Source organism: Inquilinus limosus DSM 16000 (assembly GCF_000423185.1).
Lineage (GTDB): Bacteria > Pseudomonadota > Alphaproteobacteria > DSM-16000 > Inquilinaceae > Inquilinus > Inquilinus limosus.
On sequence record NZ_AUHM01000009.1, the window covers coordinates 122,446 to 137,799 of the forward strand.

The 15,354-nt window shown below is 68.8% G+C and carries 16 protein-coding genes; 6 read left to right on the forward strand and 10 right to left on the reverse strand.

Going from position 1 to position 15,354, the window contains the following annotated elements; all coding sequences use genetic code 11:
* Positions 1-10: 10 nt before the first annotated feature.
* Positions 11-496, forward strand: coding sequence for a YajQ family cyclic di-GMP-binding protein (locus tag G537_RS0111585; RefSeq protein ID WP_026870256.1), 486 nt, complete (start codon positions 11-13; stop codon positions 494-496).
* 49 nt (positions 497-545) lie between these two features.
* On the opposite strand, the gene G537_RS37550 is transcribed toward G537_RS0111585, so the two are convergent.
* A complete protein-coding gene (locus tag G537_RS37550) occupies positions 546-2,492 on the reverse strand; it encodes a calcium-binding protein (RefSeq protein ID WP_051248324.1) in 1,947 nt (648 codons plus the stop codon).
* Between the two features lie 240 nt (positions 2,493-2,732).
* Here G537_RS37550 and G537_RS0111595 point away from each other — a divergent pair, with 240 nt between their 5' ends.
* Entirely contained in the window at positions 2,733-3,173 is a 441-nt protein-coding gene (locus G537_RS0111595) for a YbaY family lipoprotein (RefSeq protein ID WP_026870257.1), read from the forward strand.
* Positions 3,174-3,183: 10 nt separating this feature from the next.
* On the opposite strand, the gene G537_RS0111600 is transcribed toward G537_RS0111595, so the two are convergent.
* From G537_RS0111600 to G537_RS0111615, 4 genes are all read right to left on the reverse strand, one after another.
* Complete coding sequence (locus G537_RS0111600; protein WP_026870258.1) at positions 3,184-3,651, reverse strand: nucleoside deaminase; 468 nt, start codon at positions 3,649-3,651, stop codon at positions 3,184-3,186.
* Between the two features lie 81 nt (positions 3,652-3,732).
* The gene (locus G537_RS37555; protein ID WP_211230359.1) at positions 3,733-4,194 is read right to left on the reverse strand and encodes an AAA family ATPase; all 462 of its coding nucleotides are present in this window, start codon (positions 4,192-4,194) and stop codon (positions 3,733-3,735) included.
* Positions 4,195-4,227: 33 nt separating this feature from the next.
* Complete coding sequence (locus tag G537_RS0111610) at positions 4,228-4,746, reverse strand: hypothetical protein (protein WP_026870259.1); 519 nt, start codon at positions 4,744-4,746, stop codon at positions 4,228-4,230.
* A gap of 107 nt (positions 4,747-4,853) precedes the next feature.
* Positions 4,854-5,834 (reverse strand): aldo/keto reductase, encoded by a 981-nt coding sequence (locus G537_RS0111615; protein WP_026870260.1) that lies wholly within the window; start codon positions 5,832-5,834, stop codon positions 4,854-4,856.
* A 391-nt stretch (positions 5,835-6,225) separates the two neighbouring features.
* Between G537_RS0111615 and G537_RS37560 the strand changes: the two genes are divergently transcribed.
* Together G537_RS37560 and G537_RS0111625 are read left to right on the forward strand one after the other, a co-directional pair.
* Positions 6,226-8,667 carry a S8 family serine peptidase gene (locus G537_RS37560; protein ID WP_051248325.1) on the forward strand — a complete coding sequence of 814 codons (2,442 nt, stop codon included), beginning with the start codon at positions 6,226-6,228 and terminating at the stop codon, positions 8,665-8,667.
* A gap of 218 nt (positions 8,668-8,885) precedes the next feature.
* Positions 8,886-9,593, forward strand: coding sequence for a Crp/Fnr family transcriptional regulator (locus tag G537_RS0111625; RefSeq protein WP_064742117.1), 708 nt, complete (start codon positions 8,886-8,888; stop codon positions 9,591-9,593).
* Positions 9,594-9,596: 3 nt separating this feature from the next.
* Here the strand turns inward: G537_RS0111625 and G537_RS0111630 are convergent, their stop codons facing one another.
* A complete protein-coding gene (locus G537_RS0111630; protein ID WP_245578996.1) occupies positions 9,597-9,977 on the reverse strand; it encodes a winged helix-turn-helix transcriptional regulator in 381 nt (126 codons plus the stop codon).
* 253 nt (positions 9,978-10,230) lie between these two features.
* Between G537_RS0111630 and G537_RS0111635 the strand changes: the two genes are divergently transcribed.
* Positions 10,231-10,542: a con-10 family general stress protein gene (locus G537_RS0111635; RefSeq protein WP_026870263.1), complete on the forward strand. Its 312-nt coding sequence runs from the start codon at positions 10,231-10,233 to the stop codon at positions 10,540-10,542.
* A 119-nt stretch (positions 10,543-10,661) separates the two neighbouring features.
* Here G537_RS0111635 and G537_RS0111640 read toward each other — a convergent pair whose 3' ends face one another.
* The 3 genes from G537_RS0111640 to G537_RS0111650 all read right to left on the reverse strand — a co-directional run bounded on the left by G537_RS0111640 (position 10,662) and on the right by G537_RS0111650 (position 13,303).
* Entirely contained in the window at positions 10,662-11,174 is a 513-nt protein-coding gene (locus G537_RS0111640) for a YciE/YciF ferroxidase family protein (protein ID WP_026870264.1), read from the reverse strand.
* 119 nt (positions 11,175-11,293) lie between these two features.
* Complete coding sequence (locus tag G537_RS0111645; protein WP_026870265.1) at positions 11,294-11,995, reverse strand: PhoH family protein; 702 nt, start codon at positions 11,993-11,995, stop codon at positions 11,294-11,296.
* Between the two features lie 390 nt (positions 11,996-12,385).
* Positions 12,386-13,303: a LysR family transcriptional regulator gene (locus tag G537_RS0111650; RefSeq protein WP_026870266.1), complete on the reverse strand. Its 918-nt coding sequence runs from the start codon at positions 13,301-13,303 to the stop codon at positions 12,386-12,388.
* Between the two features lie 118 nt (positions 13,304-13,421).
* On the opposite strand from G537_RS0111650, the gene G537_RS0111655 reads away from it, so the two are divergent.
* The gene (locus G537_RS0111655) at positions 13,422-14,702 is read left to right on the forward strand and encodes an MFS transporter (RefSeq protein ID WP_342665203.1); all 1,281 of its coding nucleotides are present in this window, start codon (positions 13,422-13,424) and stop codon (positions 14,700-14,702) included.
* On the opposite strand, the gene G537_RS0111660 is transcribed toward G537_RS0111655, so the two are convergent.
* A complete protein-coding gene (locus tag G537_RS0111660; protein WP_026870268.1) occupies positions 14,693-15,325 on the reverse strand; it encodes a TetR/AcrR family transcriptional regulator in 633 nt (210 codons plus the stop codon). The two genes, G537_RS0111655 and G537_RS0111660, sit on opposite strands and share 10 nt — an antisense overlap.
* Between the last annotated feature and the right edge of the window lie 29 nt (positions 15,326-15,354).

Here is a 15,354-nt window from a genome sequence, read left to right on the forward strand (position 1 = left end):
CCGAATGGCCATGCCCTCCTTCGACATCGTCTCCAAGACCGACCTCACCGAAGTCGACAACGCCATCGCCGGCGTGACCCGCGAGGTGGCGCAGCGCTTCGACTTCAAGGGGTCGAAATGCTCGATCGAGCGCAGCGACAACACGCTGACGATCCTGGCCGACGACGACCTGAAGCTGAAGCAGATGCACGAGCTGCTGCGCGGCTATTTCGCCCGGCGCAAGCTCGATGCCGGCGCGCTCGACTTCAAGACGCCGGAGAAGGCCTCGGGCAACATGGTGCGGCAGGAGGTGGTGGTGAAGCAGGGCATCGACCGCGACCTGGCCAAGACCATCATCAAGGCGATCAAGGACAGCAAGCAGAAGGTCCAGGCCGCGATCCAGGGTGATGAGCTGCGGGTCAGCGGCAAGAAGATCGACGACCTGCAGGCCACCATCGCCCTGGTCCGCGGCCTGAAGATCGAGCAACCGCTGCAGTATCTGAACTTCCGGGACTGACGCCGGAGCTGGGGCGCCAATCCCCGCGGAGAGATCGGCGCCGGCCCGGTCAGAGCACGAAGTCGGCCGCTGTCAGGGTGAGGGTCCCCTGCACCAGGATGGCGAAGTCGGCGACCTTGTCGCCGCTCACGTCGCCCTCGACCAGCAGGTCGTCGCCCGCGGCGGTGAAGCGCACCTCCGCCCCCACCCCGGTGAAGGGATCGGTGCCGATGAAGCTGAAGGTGCTGTTCCCGTTCGCGGCGTTGCCGTCCGCATCGATCTGGCTGAGGTCGATCCTGTCCCACTCCAGGCTGTTGAAGTCCTGGATCGTGTCGCGGCCGGACACGTCGACGGTGCTGTCGCCGACCGCCTGGTAGGCGAACAGGTCCGCACCGGCTCCGCCGTTCAGCACATCGGCTCCGCCGGCCCCGGTCAGCCGGTCGTTGCTGTCCTCCCCGGACAGCATGTTGGCGCCGCTGTTGCCGGTCAGGGTGTCGCCGCGGGCGGAGCCGACCAGGTTCTCGACGCCGACCAGGACGTCCCCCTGGGCATCGCCGAAGCGGGCCATGCCGGTGCCGAGATCGATCGTGACGCCCAGGCTCGAATGCGCGTAGCTGACGGTATCGACGCCGTCGCCGCCATCGAGGCGGTCCGCGCCGAGGCCGCCGTCAAGAACATCGCCCCCCGCACCGCCCCGCAGCACATCCGCCCCACCGCCACCGGCCAGCGAATCATTGCCGATTTCGCCCCAGAGCCCGTTGTCGGCGCCGTCACCGGTCAGCAGGTCGTCATGACTGCTGCCGACCACGTTCTCGATGCCGGACAGCGTGTCCCCGGCGGCCGAGCCGCCGGTGCCGGTACCGGACTGCAGATCGACCTGCACCCCGGCCGCGCTGTCGCCGTAAACGGCCGTATCGATCCCGGCGCCGCCGATGAGCTGATCCGCCCCGGCGCGTCCTGTCAGGTAGTCATTTCCGACACCGCCGTCAAAGCGATCGTTTCCGGCGCCCCCGGTCAGGGAGTCGGCGAAGGCGCTGCCGACCACCCGGTTGACATTGGTGAGGGTGTCGCCATCCGCATCGCCGCCCAAGGCCACGCCACTGGCGAGGCTGAGGGTGATGCCAACAGCATTCTCAACATAGGAAACGGTCGCCAGATGGGCACCGTCGAAATGATCGGCGCCGGCACCGCCGATCAGGAGGGCGGTCGCGGTCGTTCCGATAAGCATGTCGGCACCGTCCTCTCCTCTGAGAACATCGTTCCCCAAGCCGCTGGTCAGGGTGTCGTCTCCGGCACCGCCCGACAGCAGATCGTCGCCGCTGCCGCCGTTCAGCGTGTCCTTGCCGGCCCCGCCGGTGAGAACGTCGTTCCCCGCCCCGCCATCGAGCCGATTGTCGCCGCTGCTTCCTGTCAGCTGATCGTTGCCGCTGCCGCCGGCCGCGTTCTCGATGCTGATATAGGTGTCACCGCCGGTTCCCAGCCCGAGCTCGAGATCGACCTGCACGGCGGCAATGAGATCCCCGTAATCGACCGTGTCGCTGCCGTCGCCGCCGTCGATGGTATCGCCGCCGCCGGAACCGCTCAGCCGGTCGTCCCCGGCCAATCCCTCCAGGTGGTTGGCAATCCCGATGCCGTTATTTCCGGTCAGACGGATGACGTCGTTGAAGTTGCTGCCGATGGCGTTCTCGAGCGAGGTGATGTTGGAGCCGGAGCCGTCGAACTGGGCCCCTGACGTCCGGCTCGCGAAGCTGACCGTATCGTCGCCGCTGCCCCCGAACAGGTAGCTAACCCCCGACCCGCTATCGAGCCGGAACAGGTCGTCGCCGTCGCCGCCATCCATGACATAGACAGAGATGTTCGCGGCGATCACGTCGTCGCCGCCATAGCCGTAGATGTACGGAGTCCCGCCCAGATCGACGAGGATCTCGTTATAGCCTGGATAGGAACCCGACGCGCCCGGCGAGTGGATAAAGTCACTCCCCTCCGTTCCATAGTAATTTGGCACGATATCCTCCATATATTATCGAAATGAGAGCGATACTATCAGCCCATCCGGCCAAATCAAGAATAGAGCTTCTAAAATATTATTACGCCACGCAGTTTGGATATTTCAGATTGGGCCGTAATAAAGCAACCGCTCCGGATCCCTCAACCGCCCTGGCGAATCGAGGAAAGAGGTCCATCGAGGCGCAACCGATTGACGCGCGGAGCGTTGTCTCCCGACAGTGCATTGGCTCGTTTGGGCCTGGAGAGACCGATGAACCGCTCGTCCCTTCTTGTCGTCACCCTGGCTGCGGCCGTCACCCTCACCGCCTGCGGTACGACCAGAGAAACCGCCACGCCCACGCAACCGTCTGCCCCCATTGCCAGCGCCATCGTCACCGGCACCGCGACCTATCGAGAGCGCATCGCCCTGCCGGCCGATGCGGAGCTGATCGTACAGCTGCTCGACGTCTCGCTGGCCGACGCGCCGTCGACGGTGATCGCCGAGCAGCGCATCGCCCCGGTCCGCGTGCCGGTGTCCTTCACCCTGTCCTACGACCCGGCGAAGATCGATCAGAGCCACGTCTACGCCGTCTCGGCCAGGGTCGAGCGCGGCGGCCAGCTGCTGTTCGTCACCGATACCCGCCACCCGGTGCTGACCCAGGGGGGCGGCAGCAACGTCGAGATCACGATGGTGCGGGCGCAATCGCGCTAGCGTCGCCCGATCAGGCCTTCTGCCGGTCGCGCCACAGCGCATAGAGGTCGAGGCCGTCCGGCCGCACCGGCAGGTGGCGGATGGCCATCGCCTGGTCGGCCAGGGGCTTGGCCAGCTCGGCATAGACCCCGGCGGTGGACAGGCCGTAGGGCGCCCCGTCCTCGTTCGAATAGGCGTAGTACACCGCCGTGACGCCGGTCATGGTCATGGCGGCGAGGCACATCGGGCAGGGATGGCCGCTGGCGTAGACGGTGCAGCCGTCGAGCCGGAGGCCGCCGAGCCTGCGACTCGCCGCCCGGATCGCCTGCAGCTCGGCATGCGCCGTGGGGTCGCCTGTGGCGCCCATCTGGTTCACCCCGGTGGCGATCACGATGTCGTCCCGCACCACGACCGCGCCGAAGGGCCGGCCGCCCTCGTCCTCGACATTGCGGCGGGCGAGCTCGATCGCCTGGGCGAGGAAGCGTTCATGCATCGTCATCGTCTCACAGCCCTCCTGCCGGCAGTCCCCTCCGGGTCTCGGCGATGCGGGCCAGGATAGCATCGACGGTCCCGTCGACGGTCATCGCCGAGCTGTCGAGCCACAGCCCGACCGCGGCGTGTCGGCGCGCATTCCCCTATCCAGATCAGCAGGCGTCCAGGCGCCATACCCTGTCTTCGCCCGACCTGTCTCACGCTCGGCCACCGCCTCGGGCGACGGGCACAGCACGACGATGCCGAAGGACCGGCCGCGCAGCAGCCCCGAAATGACGTCCTGCCAGATCACGGCGAAGCCGGCCTCGGCATAGCGCTCGGCCACCATCGCCGCCAGCTCGTACCGAAGGTCGAGCTGGCGCAGCGCCTCGGCCGGCAGGTCGGGCGTCACCTCGACCCGGCCGGAGACGACCATGCGCCGGAACACGTCGCCGCGCAGATGCACCGCGCGCGGCAGCCGCTCGGCCAGGGCCTGCGCCACGGTCGACTTGCCCGCCGCCATGATGCCGGTGACGACGAGGATGTCGGGCATTTCGGCATGCGTGGCCATGGCGGGCAAAGCTCCCGGGCTTGCTTGCAGCCCTCAGGCCCGGCCGCTGCACTCCCGCACCAGCAGGGTCTGGAACCAGTCGTCCTTCAGCAGGAAGTTGAGGTTCTTGGCGATGGCGTCGTCCACCGCGCGGTCCACCGACTGGCCGCGGGCGACGGTGAAGGTGGTGCCGAAGGCCTGGTCGAACTCGACAGTGTTGCCGACGGTCAGGACGTAGCGGATGTCGACGCCGTAATGCTCCTCCGCCCCTGCCCGGTCGACCTTGAAGTCGCGTATCGTGCCGTCGAGCACGCAGCGCGCCGAGTTCAGCCCGGCGCCGGCGCGGCGCAGCTCGGCCTTCAGCGCGTTGGTGACGTAGCCCGACACGTCGCGGACGCTGCCCTGCGGCGCCACCCCGCCGCGCGGCTGGTAGCCCATCGGATTGACCGCGATCGATCCGGTCAGATGTGTCGTGGTCCGCGGCTGATAGCCGGTGCGCGGCCCCGGCCCCGGCGGCTGCACGGCGCAGGCGGCGACCAGGAAAGCGAGGGCGAGCGGCAGGCGACGCGGCATTCAGGGGCTCCGATGATTCCAACGGGGCCCGAGCGCCCCGCCCCGACATAGCCTCGCCGCCGCCGCAGGGTCAATCCGATGCCGGCGCCGCCGGCCTCGCCGCGGGCTCAGCGGAAGCCGGTCACCCGGTGCGGCACATAGGGCGCCTCCAGCGCCGCGATCTCCTCCGCCGTCAGCTGCAGGGACAGCGCGGCCACGGCGTCATCGAGATGCTCGATCTTGGTGGCGCCGACGATCGGGGCCGTGATCCCCGGCTGCTGCAGCACCCAGGCCAGCGCCACCTGGGCCCGCGGCACGCCGCGCGCCCGGGCAACCGCGGCCACCGCCTCCACCACCTCGCGGTCGGCCTCGGCGGTCGCGGCATAGAGCGTCTTGCCGAACTCGTCGGTCTCCGACCGGGCACTGGTCTCGTCCCAGTCGCGGGTCAGCCGGCCGCGGGCCAGCGGGCTCCAGGGAATCACGCCGACCCCCTCGGCCCGGCACAGCGGCAGCATCTCCCGCTCCTCCTCGCGGTACAGCAGGTTGACGTAGTTCTGCATCGAGACGAAGCGGGTCCAGCCGTGGCGGTCGGCCAGGTACAGCGCCTTGGCGAACTGCCAGGCGTGCATCGAGGACGCGCCGATGTAGCGGGCCTTGCCGGCCTTGACCACGTCGTGCAGCGCCTCCAGCGTCTCCTCGATCGGCGTCTCCGGATCCCAGCGGTGGATCTGGTAGAGATCGACATAGTCGGTGCCGAGGCGGCGCAGGCTGTTGTCGATCTCGCTCAGGATCGCCTTGCGCGACAGGCCGGCGCCGTTCGGCCCCGGCCGCATCCGGCCGTGCACCTTGGTCGCCAGCACGATCTCGTCGCGCCGGGCATATTCCTTCAGCGCCCGGCCGACGATCTCCTCGCTGCTGCCGTCCGAATAGACATTGGCCGTGTCGAAGAAGTTGATGCCGAGGTCCAGCGCCTTGCGGATGAAGAGCCGGCTCTCCGCCTCGCCCAGCGTCCAGGGATGGGTGCCGCGCCCGGGGTCGCCATAGCTCATGCAGCCGAGGCAAAGACGCGACACTTCGAGGCCGGTCCGGCCCAGTCTCGTATAGTCCATGATCTCGTTCCGTCTGGCGGGGGCCGCCGGCGATGGCCGGACGGCAGGGGGTCCGCGGCCCGATAGGGGCGGCCTTCGCAGTCTAAGGCGACAGGACGTGGCCGGGGAAGCCGTCAGCGCGGGTCGCGGCCCAGCGCCGCAGCGAGGCATCTCTCAGCCGCCGCCGATTCTCTTCAACGAATTTTAGAAAAATCGGACAAATCCAAAGAGACCAATCGTTTCCGAGATGCTCTTCAAAGGGAAATTTGGAAAAAGGAATTGATGAAATTTTCCGGTCAAACAAAGGCACGGGAATATGTATTGCGCCTCTGCTTCACTTGTAGGCTGAATTCCGACGATGTGCCTTTCCGGAGAGAAGAAGGCACCGTCCAACAACTGTGGGGGCAAACGCATGTCAGACACGATCCAAGGAGCTGTCCTGTCCGCCGGGGACGATCCGCTGCTCGACCTGCAGTGGCACCTCAAGGGGCCCGAGGCGAACGGCGCCAATGTCGAGGCGGTGTGGGCGGACTACACCGGCGAGGGCGTCAGGATCGCCATCCATGACGACGGCATCCAGCTCGACCATCCGGATCTCGCGCCCAACATCGACCGCTCGCTGTCGATCTACGCGGTGACCGGCGAGGAGGCGCCGAACTATGTGCCGTCCTCGGTCGACAACCACGGCACCGGCGTCGCCGGCGTCGCGGCGGCGGCCGGCGACAACGGGCTCGGCGGCCGCGGCGCCGCCTATGAGGCGACGCTCGTCGCCATCCACGATCCGACGATCGCCGGCGTGCCGACGCTGGCCGCGATCGTCAATGCCCGCAACCACGCCGCCGAGCACGCCGACATCATCAACGGCAGCTGGGGCTATGCCGACGACTACGACAACGGTGTGCTGCGCGACAATTTCGACGATCCGTATTTCGCCCCGGCCCGGGACGCGACGATCAACGCGGCGGAGAACGGGCGCGGCGGGCTCGGCACCATCATCGTCCAGGCCGCGGGCAACGGCCGCGAGGACGACGACAACACCAACTATCACTCCTTCGACAACAACCGCTACACGATCTCCGTCGCCGCGGTCGCCGACGACGGCAAGACCTCCTGGTACAGCAACCCGGGCGCCACGATCCTCGTGGCGGCGCCGAGCAGCGGCCTGACCGGCACCAACGAGCGCATCGTCACCACCGACCGCACCGGGGACGACGGCTACGGAGCCGGCGACTACCAGGGCGTCAACGACGTGCGCGGCTTCGGCGGCACCTCCTCGGCGGCGCCGCTGGTGTCGGGGATCGTCGCCCTGATCCTCGAGGCGAACCCCGATCTCGGCTGGCGCGACGTGCAGGAGATCCTGGCGATCTCGGCCCGGCAGTCGGATCCGGACGAGGCGATCCAGGTCAACGGCGCCGGCAACTGGAACGGCGGCGGCTACACCGTCAGCCACGACTACGGCTTCGGCACGGTCGATGCGCTGGCCGCGGTCAGGCTGGCCGAGACCTGGGGCGCGGCCCACACCAGCCACAACGAGGTGAAGGTCGAGAAGACCGTCACCCTCGGCCAGGCCGGCACCATCGCCGACGATCCGGCGGCGCCGCTGGTCTCCACCGCCGTGATCAGCCAGGGCATCGACATCGACCGCGCCGAGGTCACGGTCGAGCTGACGCATGCGGAGATGGGCGATCTGAAGATCGAGCTGGTCTCGCCGGACGGCACCTCGAGCCTGCTGCTGGACACGCCGACGACGGCCGCCGACTTCATCACCGATCTGCACTTCACCTTCGGCAGCACGCTGCTGCGCGGCGAGACCGGCCAGGGCACCTGGACGCTGCGGGTCACCGACACGGAAGGCAACGACAAGACCGGCCTGCTCGAATCCTGGACCCTGAAGCTGTATGGCGACGCGCTGTCGGCCGACGACACCTACTACTACACCAACGACTTCGCCAAACTGACCGCGACATCCCGCCTGACGCTGTCGGACACGGATGGCGGCAGCGATACGATCAACGCCGCCGCCCTGTCGACGGCGAGCGACATCGACCTCGGGGCCGGCAAGGCCAGCCTCGCCGGCAAGTCGGTGACATTCGCCGCGGGGTCGATCGAGAATGCCTTCGGCGGCGATCTGGACGACCGGCTGGTCGGCAGCGCCGCGGCGAACCAGCTGCATGGCGGGCGCGGCGGCGACACGCTGATCGGCCGGGCCGGCGACGATGCGCTTCACGGCGACAACGGCAATGACGTGCTTCGCGGCGGCGCCGGGGCCGACACCCTGCATGGCGGCGCCGGAATCGATCTCGCCAGCTATTTCGACAGCGCGGCGGGCGTGAGCGTCAACCTGGCCACCGGCGCCGCCCGCGGCGGCGATGCGCAAGGCGACCTGCTGGTCAGCATCGAGAACGTCAGCGGCAGCCGGTTCGACGACACCCTCGTCGGCGGCGATGGGACCAACACCCTGTTCGGCCGCGACGGCGACGACGTGCTCAACGGCGGCGGCGGCCGGGACAGCCTGCAGGGCGAAGCCGGCGCCGACCGCTTCGTCCTCTCGTCGGTGCTGGACAGCGGGATCGGCGCGACTGCCGACCGGATCGGGGATTTCAGCCACGACCAGGGCGATCGCATCGATCTGAGGCTGATCGACGCCAACACCCTGGTCTCCGGTGATCAGGCCTTCACCTTCATCGGCACCGACCTGTACTCGCACACGGCGGGAGAGCTGCGCTTCGCCGTCAATGCGCATGGCAGCGGCACCGTCACGATCGCCGGCGACATCGATGGTGACGGCGTATCCAATTTCCACATTGTGCTCAGCGGCGTGATCGGCTTGGCCGCCGCCGATCTCCTGCTCTGATCTCCAACTATCGCGAGGCTGCGGAGGGCCGCTCTTCGGAGCGGCCCTTCTGCCGTTCGGCGCGTTTCCAAGGAACTCACGTCCGGTTGCGATGTTGGTACGATGCCGGCGTCGCGCGCGGCCCGAGACTCCGGCATTCGTTCGGGCCTTCTCTCTTCCGCCTCTATCCCGCGGCTGCCGCCGCGTTCGACTGCGTCAATCGCATCAGGGGGCCTGCCATGTCTCCTCAAGACCTGACGGTGAAGCTCGACGCCGACATGCCGCAGCTCAGGGTCCTCGATCCCGAGCTGCTCGACTACATTCAGCGGCGCCAGGTCGACGATGTCATCTATCCGGCCGGTGCCAGGATCATCGCGGAGGGGGAGCCCGATCCGCCGCTCTACACAGTGACCAGCGGCTGGGCGATGCGCTTCAAGTCGTTGCAGGACGGGCGGAGGCAGATCCTGTCCTTCGTCATGCCGGGCGACGTGATCGGCTTCCAGGCCCAGTTCTTCGACAGCGCGGTCACCTCGATCGAAGCGATCACCGAGGTTTCGCTCTGTGTGATCCCGCATGACGACATCTCCCGCCTGCACGAAACCCATCCGGAGATCGCCCTGCGGTTCGCGGCGCTGACCGCGGACCAGAAGCGGGTCATGGAGGAGCAGCTGCTGTCGCTGGGCCAGCGCACGGCGCCGGAACGGGTGGCGGCACTGATCCTGGACCTGTATGGCCGGGCCGAGGCGCGCGAGATGGTGCGTGACGGCAGCATGCCGTTCCCGCTGACCCAGCAGCACATCGCCGATGCGCTCGGCATCTCGCTGGTGCACGCCAACCGGACACTGACACGGCTGCAGCGCGACAGGCTGTTCCGGATCCGGGGCCGCCGGCTGCAGATGCTGGATGCGCCGGCCTTGGAGAAAATGGCGCAGAAGCCCGCGAACTGAGCGTCACGCAGCCTCGGCGGCCGGCGGGACATAAGCCATCCGGGCGGCGCGGACCTGGTGGTGATGCTCGTCGGCCCAGCGCACCAGCGCGTTCAGCGGCTCCATCAGCGACCGGCCCAGCGGCGTCAGCGCGTAGTCGACGCGCGGCGGGATGGTCGGATGCACCGTGCGCGACACCAGGCCGTCCTGCTCCAGCCGGCGCAGCGTCTGCGCCAGCATGCGCTGGGAGATGTCGCCGATCTCGCGCTTGACCGCGGTGAAGCGCTTCACCCCCGGCGCCAGCGTCTGCAGCACCAGCAGGCTCCAGCGGTCGCCGATACGGTCCAGCACGTCCCGGACCGGACAGGGATGGAACGCCCCGTCCACCATCTTGCGCGCCACCATCATCCTTTCCTTCCCATCGCCGTGACAAGGCCAAGGCAGTATACTATCGGAACCGAGACCCTGATCGGAACCATGGGCTTGTCATGGACGGCGCGGCCTGCCGGATCGGGCCGGGCGCCAGTCGCGCCGACGATCCGGCGGCCGCCGGGCGAAGCCTGACGAATCGGCCTTAAATTAAGGATTTTTCATTGGGAACCCGGCTTCGCTGCGGCCTATTCCCATGGCGTGAGCCCACAACAAGGGAGCTTGGACCATGGCGAACAGCCAGACTCCGCACCGGGGTGGCGCCGGCAACTTCGCCTACAATCGGGAGCGTGCGGCGGCGGCCGGCCGCAAGGGCGGCCAGATGAGCAGCGGCAATTTCGCCCATGACCCGGCGCGTGCGGCGGAGGCCGGCCGGAAGGGCGGCCAGCACAGCGGCGGCAACTTCAAGAACGATCCGGCGCGCGCAGCGGCGGCCGGCCGCAAGGGCGGCCAGGAGAGCGGCGGCAACTTCGCCCATGATCGCGAGCGTGCGGCGGAAGCGGGCCGGAAAGGTGGTCTGTCCGGCCACGGACCGCATTGACGCCTCCCCGTTGAGCTCGCTCCATCCGGGCAGGCTCGGGCCTGCCCTTCCTTTTTGCCTGCGGCGTCCGGCCGGCCCGCCCTTGAGCAGCGGCAGCCGGCCGGCCGCACCGCCGTGCCTCAGGCGGCCTGCGGATGTGCATGCCGGGCCGCCGCGGTGTTGATCGCGGTCTTGGCCAGCTTGGTCAGCTTCTCATCGGTCGCCTTCTCCTCCGCCAGCGTCTCCAGCAGCAGGTTCAGGGCCTGGTCGTGCTTCATCGCCTTGGCCCAGGTGCTGACGGTGCCGTAGGCCGCGATCTCGTAGTGCTCGACCTTCTGCGCCGCTGCGATCAGCGCGGCGTCCAGCGCATCGGGCTCCAGCCCCATTTCCGTCAGCTCCTGCGCCTCGGCCAGCAGCCCTTCCATCGCCTCGCATTTGTGACCGCGCGACGACACGTCGAGGCTCTCGAACACGCTGTCCAGACGCTCGACCTGGGTCTTGGTCTCCTCGAGGTGCTGCTCGAACCCCTGCTTCAGCTCCGGGTGGCTGGCGGCGCGCGCCAGCTTCGGCAGCGCCCGGGTGAGCTGCCGCTCGGCGTTGTAGATGTCCCTGAGCTCGTTGACAAACAGATCATGCAGCGTCTTCGTCGCCATGGCCGGCCTCGCTGTGGCTGATGAGGGATGAACGGCCGCCGGGTCGCCCGGCGGCCGTCTTCCCCAAGCCAATGGCGGCGATCGGCCCGCGGTTCCACGGCCGCGGGCGACGCGATGCGTCAGGCCAGGAGCGGCATCATCGCCGCCACCAGCGGGTGGCGGACGATGTCGGCGGTGGTCAGGCGGACGACGGCGACGCCGTCCAGCGGCTCCAGCCGCCGCGCCGCCTCCTCCAGCCCCGACAGGCCGGGCAGCAGGTCGGTCTGGTCGGGGTCGCCGGTGATCACCATGGTCGAGTGCCAGCCGAGGCGGGTCAGCAGCATCTTCAGCTGCTGGAAGGTCATGTTCTGCGCCTCGTCGACGATGACGAAGCTGCGCGAGATGGTGCGGCCGCGCATATAGGCCAGCGGCGCGATCTCGACGATCCCCTCCTTGGTCATCTGGCGCACCTGCTTGGCGCCGAGACGGTCGGACAGCGCGTCGTAGATCGGGCGCATCCAGGGGTCCATCTTCTCGTTGATGTCGCCGGGCAGGTAGCCGAGGCTCTCGCCCGCCTCCACCACCGGCCGGGTGATGACGATGCGGCTGATCCGCTCGGCGGTCAGCGCCTCGACCGCCTTCGACACGGCGAGATAGGTCTTGCCGGTGCCGGCGGGGCCGAGCGCGAGGGTCATGGCGTGGCCGTCGATCGCCTTCATCAGCGCTTCCTGATTGGCGGTCCGCGGCTTGACCGTCTTCAGGTAGCTCTGCTCCCGGAAATCATCGTCGTAGCCCTCGCTGATGGCGACGACACGGGCACTGGAGGCGTTGCGTTTGGCCATGGAACGTCGTCCTTTGCTCTCGCTTGCATCCTCGAACAGCGGATCCCAGCCGCCGCCCCCTTCACCGGGAGATCTCATTCGCCGGAACCCTCCGTCGGGTCGGGTGGAACAGGACAGGTCGGATCGGATGGGTCAAAAACGACAAACGCCCCTGCGAAGGGGCGTTCGAACGAGCGTCGATGCTGAGTCTGCCCCTGGTCGGAGCCGGGAAGCGGATGGTGATGCCAGGCTGCTGCCCGTCGCATGTCGCCTTTCCGATCACTGACGACGGCAATCACGTCGCCAGGAATGAGAGTCGCACCAACCTTCGTGCTGCACCAGCGAAAAGAAGAGGCGACACGGAAAATTCATACCAATTATGGCCTGCTTGCGCCGGGGATGCGGCTAAATCTAGCGGCTACTACTAAAAGATGCATCGACTTGCGTGGCCATGTCGATGAAGGCGCGCGCCGCCGGCGAGGTCTCGTCGCGGCGCCAGGTCAGCCACATGGTGGTGACGGCGCCCGGGTCGGACAGCCGGCGGAACACCACGCCCTCGACCTGGATCCGCTGCAGCGAGGCCGGCAGCAGCGACACGCCGAGCCCGGCCGCGACCAGGCCGACGATGGTGGAGACCTCGCGCGCCTCCTGCCCCAGCCGCGGGCTGAAGCCGGCGTCGCGGCACAGGCCGATCATCTGGTCGTAGAGGCTGGTGCCCTGGTCGCGCGGATAGCAGACGAAGGATTCCTCGGCCAGCTCGGCCAAAGCCAGCGGCGCCGGCGCGCCCGCGGCCAGCGGATGATCGGTGCGCAAAACCGCCACCAGCGGGTCGCGGAACAGCTCACGCACCTCGATCTCCTCCGGCACCGGCGGGAAGGTCGGGTTGCGCAGGAAGCCGATCTGCAGCCGCCGCTCCGCCAGCGCCTCGATCTGCTGCCGCGTCGGCATCTCCTGCAGCTCCAGATGCACGTCCGGATGGCTGCGGCGGAAGGCGAAGATCGTCTGCGGGATCAGCGTGGTGAAGGGGGCGGAGGCGGTGAAGGCGATGCGGATCTCGCCGATCTCGCCGCGCTGCGCCCGGCGCGCCACCTCCGCCGCACGGTCGGCGGCGGCCAGCACCGTCCGCGCCTGCTCCAGGAACAGCCGGCCGACCTCGGTCAGCGCCACCCGGCGGTTGCTGCGCTCGAACAGCCGGGCGCCCAGCTCCTCCTCCAGCGCCTGGATCTGCTGGCTCAAAGGCGGCTGGGAGATGCCGAGCCGCGCTGCCGCCCGGCCGAAATGCAGCTCCTCGGCCAGGGCCACGACGTAGCGCAGGTGCCTCAGTTCCATTATTCGCTAAAGCTATCAAACATGCCGCCGAACATATTGGACACTATCAATCGGCGAGACCATGTTTTCTGCGAAGGCCGGGCGCCTTCCCTTCCGCAGGCCCGGCCGGAGAGATCCCGTGACGTCATCTGTCCAGTCGCTGCCGCGTCCCGCCTCCCCCTCGATCGCCCGTGCCGTCCCGGCCGGCACGGTCGCGGCCGAGGATCTCGTCGCCTATATCGAGCACGGCACCGCCGCGTTCCACCGCACCAACCTGGCGCTGTTCGCCGCCGGCTTCGCCACCTTCGCCCTGCTCTACTGCGTGCAGCCGCTGATGCCGGTCTTCGCCGAGACCTACGGTGTCGGCGCGGCCGAGAGCAGCCTGTCGCTGTCGCTGACCACCGGCACGCTGGCCTTCGCCATGCTGGTGGCCAGCGCCCTGTCCGAGGCGTGGGGCCGCAAGCCGGTGATGGTCGCGTCGCTGTTCGCCTCGGCGGTGCTGACCGTGCTGGCCGCGCTGATGCCGTCCTGGCACGGGCTGCTGGTCCTGCGGGCGCTGATGGGGTTGACGCTCAGCGGCCTCCCGGCCGTCGCCATGGCCTATGTCAGCGAGGAGATGCATCCGCGCTCGGTCGGGCTGGCCATGGGGCTGTTCATCGGCGGCAGCGCCCTGGGCGGACTCGGCGGGCGCCTGATCGCCGGCGTGCTGACCGACCTCGCCTCCTGGCGGCTCGGGCTCGGCGTGGTCGGGCTGACCGGCCTGGTCTGCGCCGTGCTGTTCTGGCGCAGCCTGCCGCCCTCGGCGCATTTCACCCCCCGGCCGCTGCGGCCGCGGGCCCTGCTCGCCGCCTTCGCCGAGCATCTGCGCGATCCGGGGCTGCGCTGGCTGTTCCTCGAAGGCTTCCTGCTGATGGGCGCCTTCGTCACGCTCTACAACTACACCGGCTTCCGGCTGCTGGCGCCGCCCTTCGGGCTGAGCCAGACCGCCGTGGCGGCGATCTTCGTGGTCTATCTGGTCGGCATCGGCGCCTCGGTCTGGGTCGGCCATCTCGCCGGCGTGCTCGGCCGCCGCAAGGTGTTCTGGGCCCCGATCGCGCTGATGCTGGCCGGCATCGCCCTGACCCGCGGCGATGCGCTGTGGGCGATCGTCGCCGGCGTCGCGGTGCTGACCTTCGGCTTCTTCGGCGCCCATTCGGTGGCCAGCAGCTGGGTCGGCCGCCGGGCGCTGCAGGCCCGCGCCCAGGCCTCCTCGCTGTACCTGTTCTTCTACTATCTCGGCTCCAGCGTCGCCGGCTCGCTCGGCGGCATCGCCTGGGCCGGCTGGGGCTGGCCCGGCGTCACCCTGATGATCGGCGTCCTGGCCCTGGCGGCGCTGCTGATCGCGCTCCGCCTCATCGTCCTGCCGCCGCGTCAGCCCTGAGCGGCGCCGAGGCCATCCAGCAGATAGAGGCGGGTCAGCCGCCGCAGCTCGGCCACGGCCGCGGCGCGCGGCTTCAGCCCCGGCTCGACGCTGAGCGCGGCCGCCGCCTTCATCTGCAGCAGCACGACGACCGCCATGGCCATGGCCTGATCCGGCGCCAGGCCGGGGGCTCGGCGGGCGAGAATCCGGGCCACGCTCGCGCGCAGGGAGTCGCGCAGTGTCGACGGCTGGGTCGCGGCGTCCCGCCGGGCCTCGATCAGCGCCAGCACCGCTGCGCGCTCTTCCCTCAGCCCGACCAGCAGGTCGATCAGCGCATCCGCCAGGGCCGGAATCGACAGATCCGCCGCCTGCGCCTCGATCGCCTGCAGCCCTGCCAGCACCTGCTCGCCGTAGCCGGCGAGCAGGACATCGGCCAGCGCCTCCTTGCTCGGGAAGAACTGGTAGAGCGACCCGATCGCCGCCCCGGCCCGGGCGGCGACCTCGGTCATCGTCGTCGCCTCATAGCCCCTCTCGGCGAAGACGGCCGTCGCCGCCCGCAGCAGCGCGGCGACGCGGTCGCGGCCCCGCTGCCGCCGCGGCTCACGTATGGCGACGGCATCGGCGGTTGACTTTTGTGAGGACATACTCATAAAACTATTCGTGAGGCTATCCT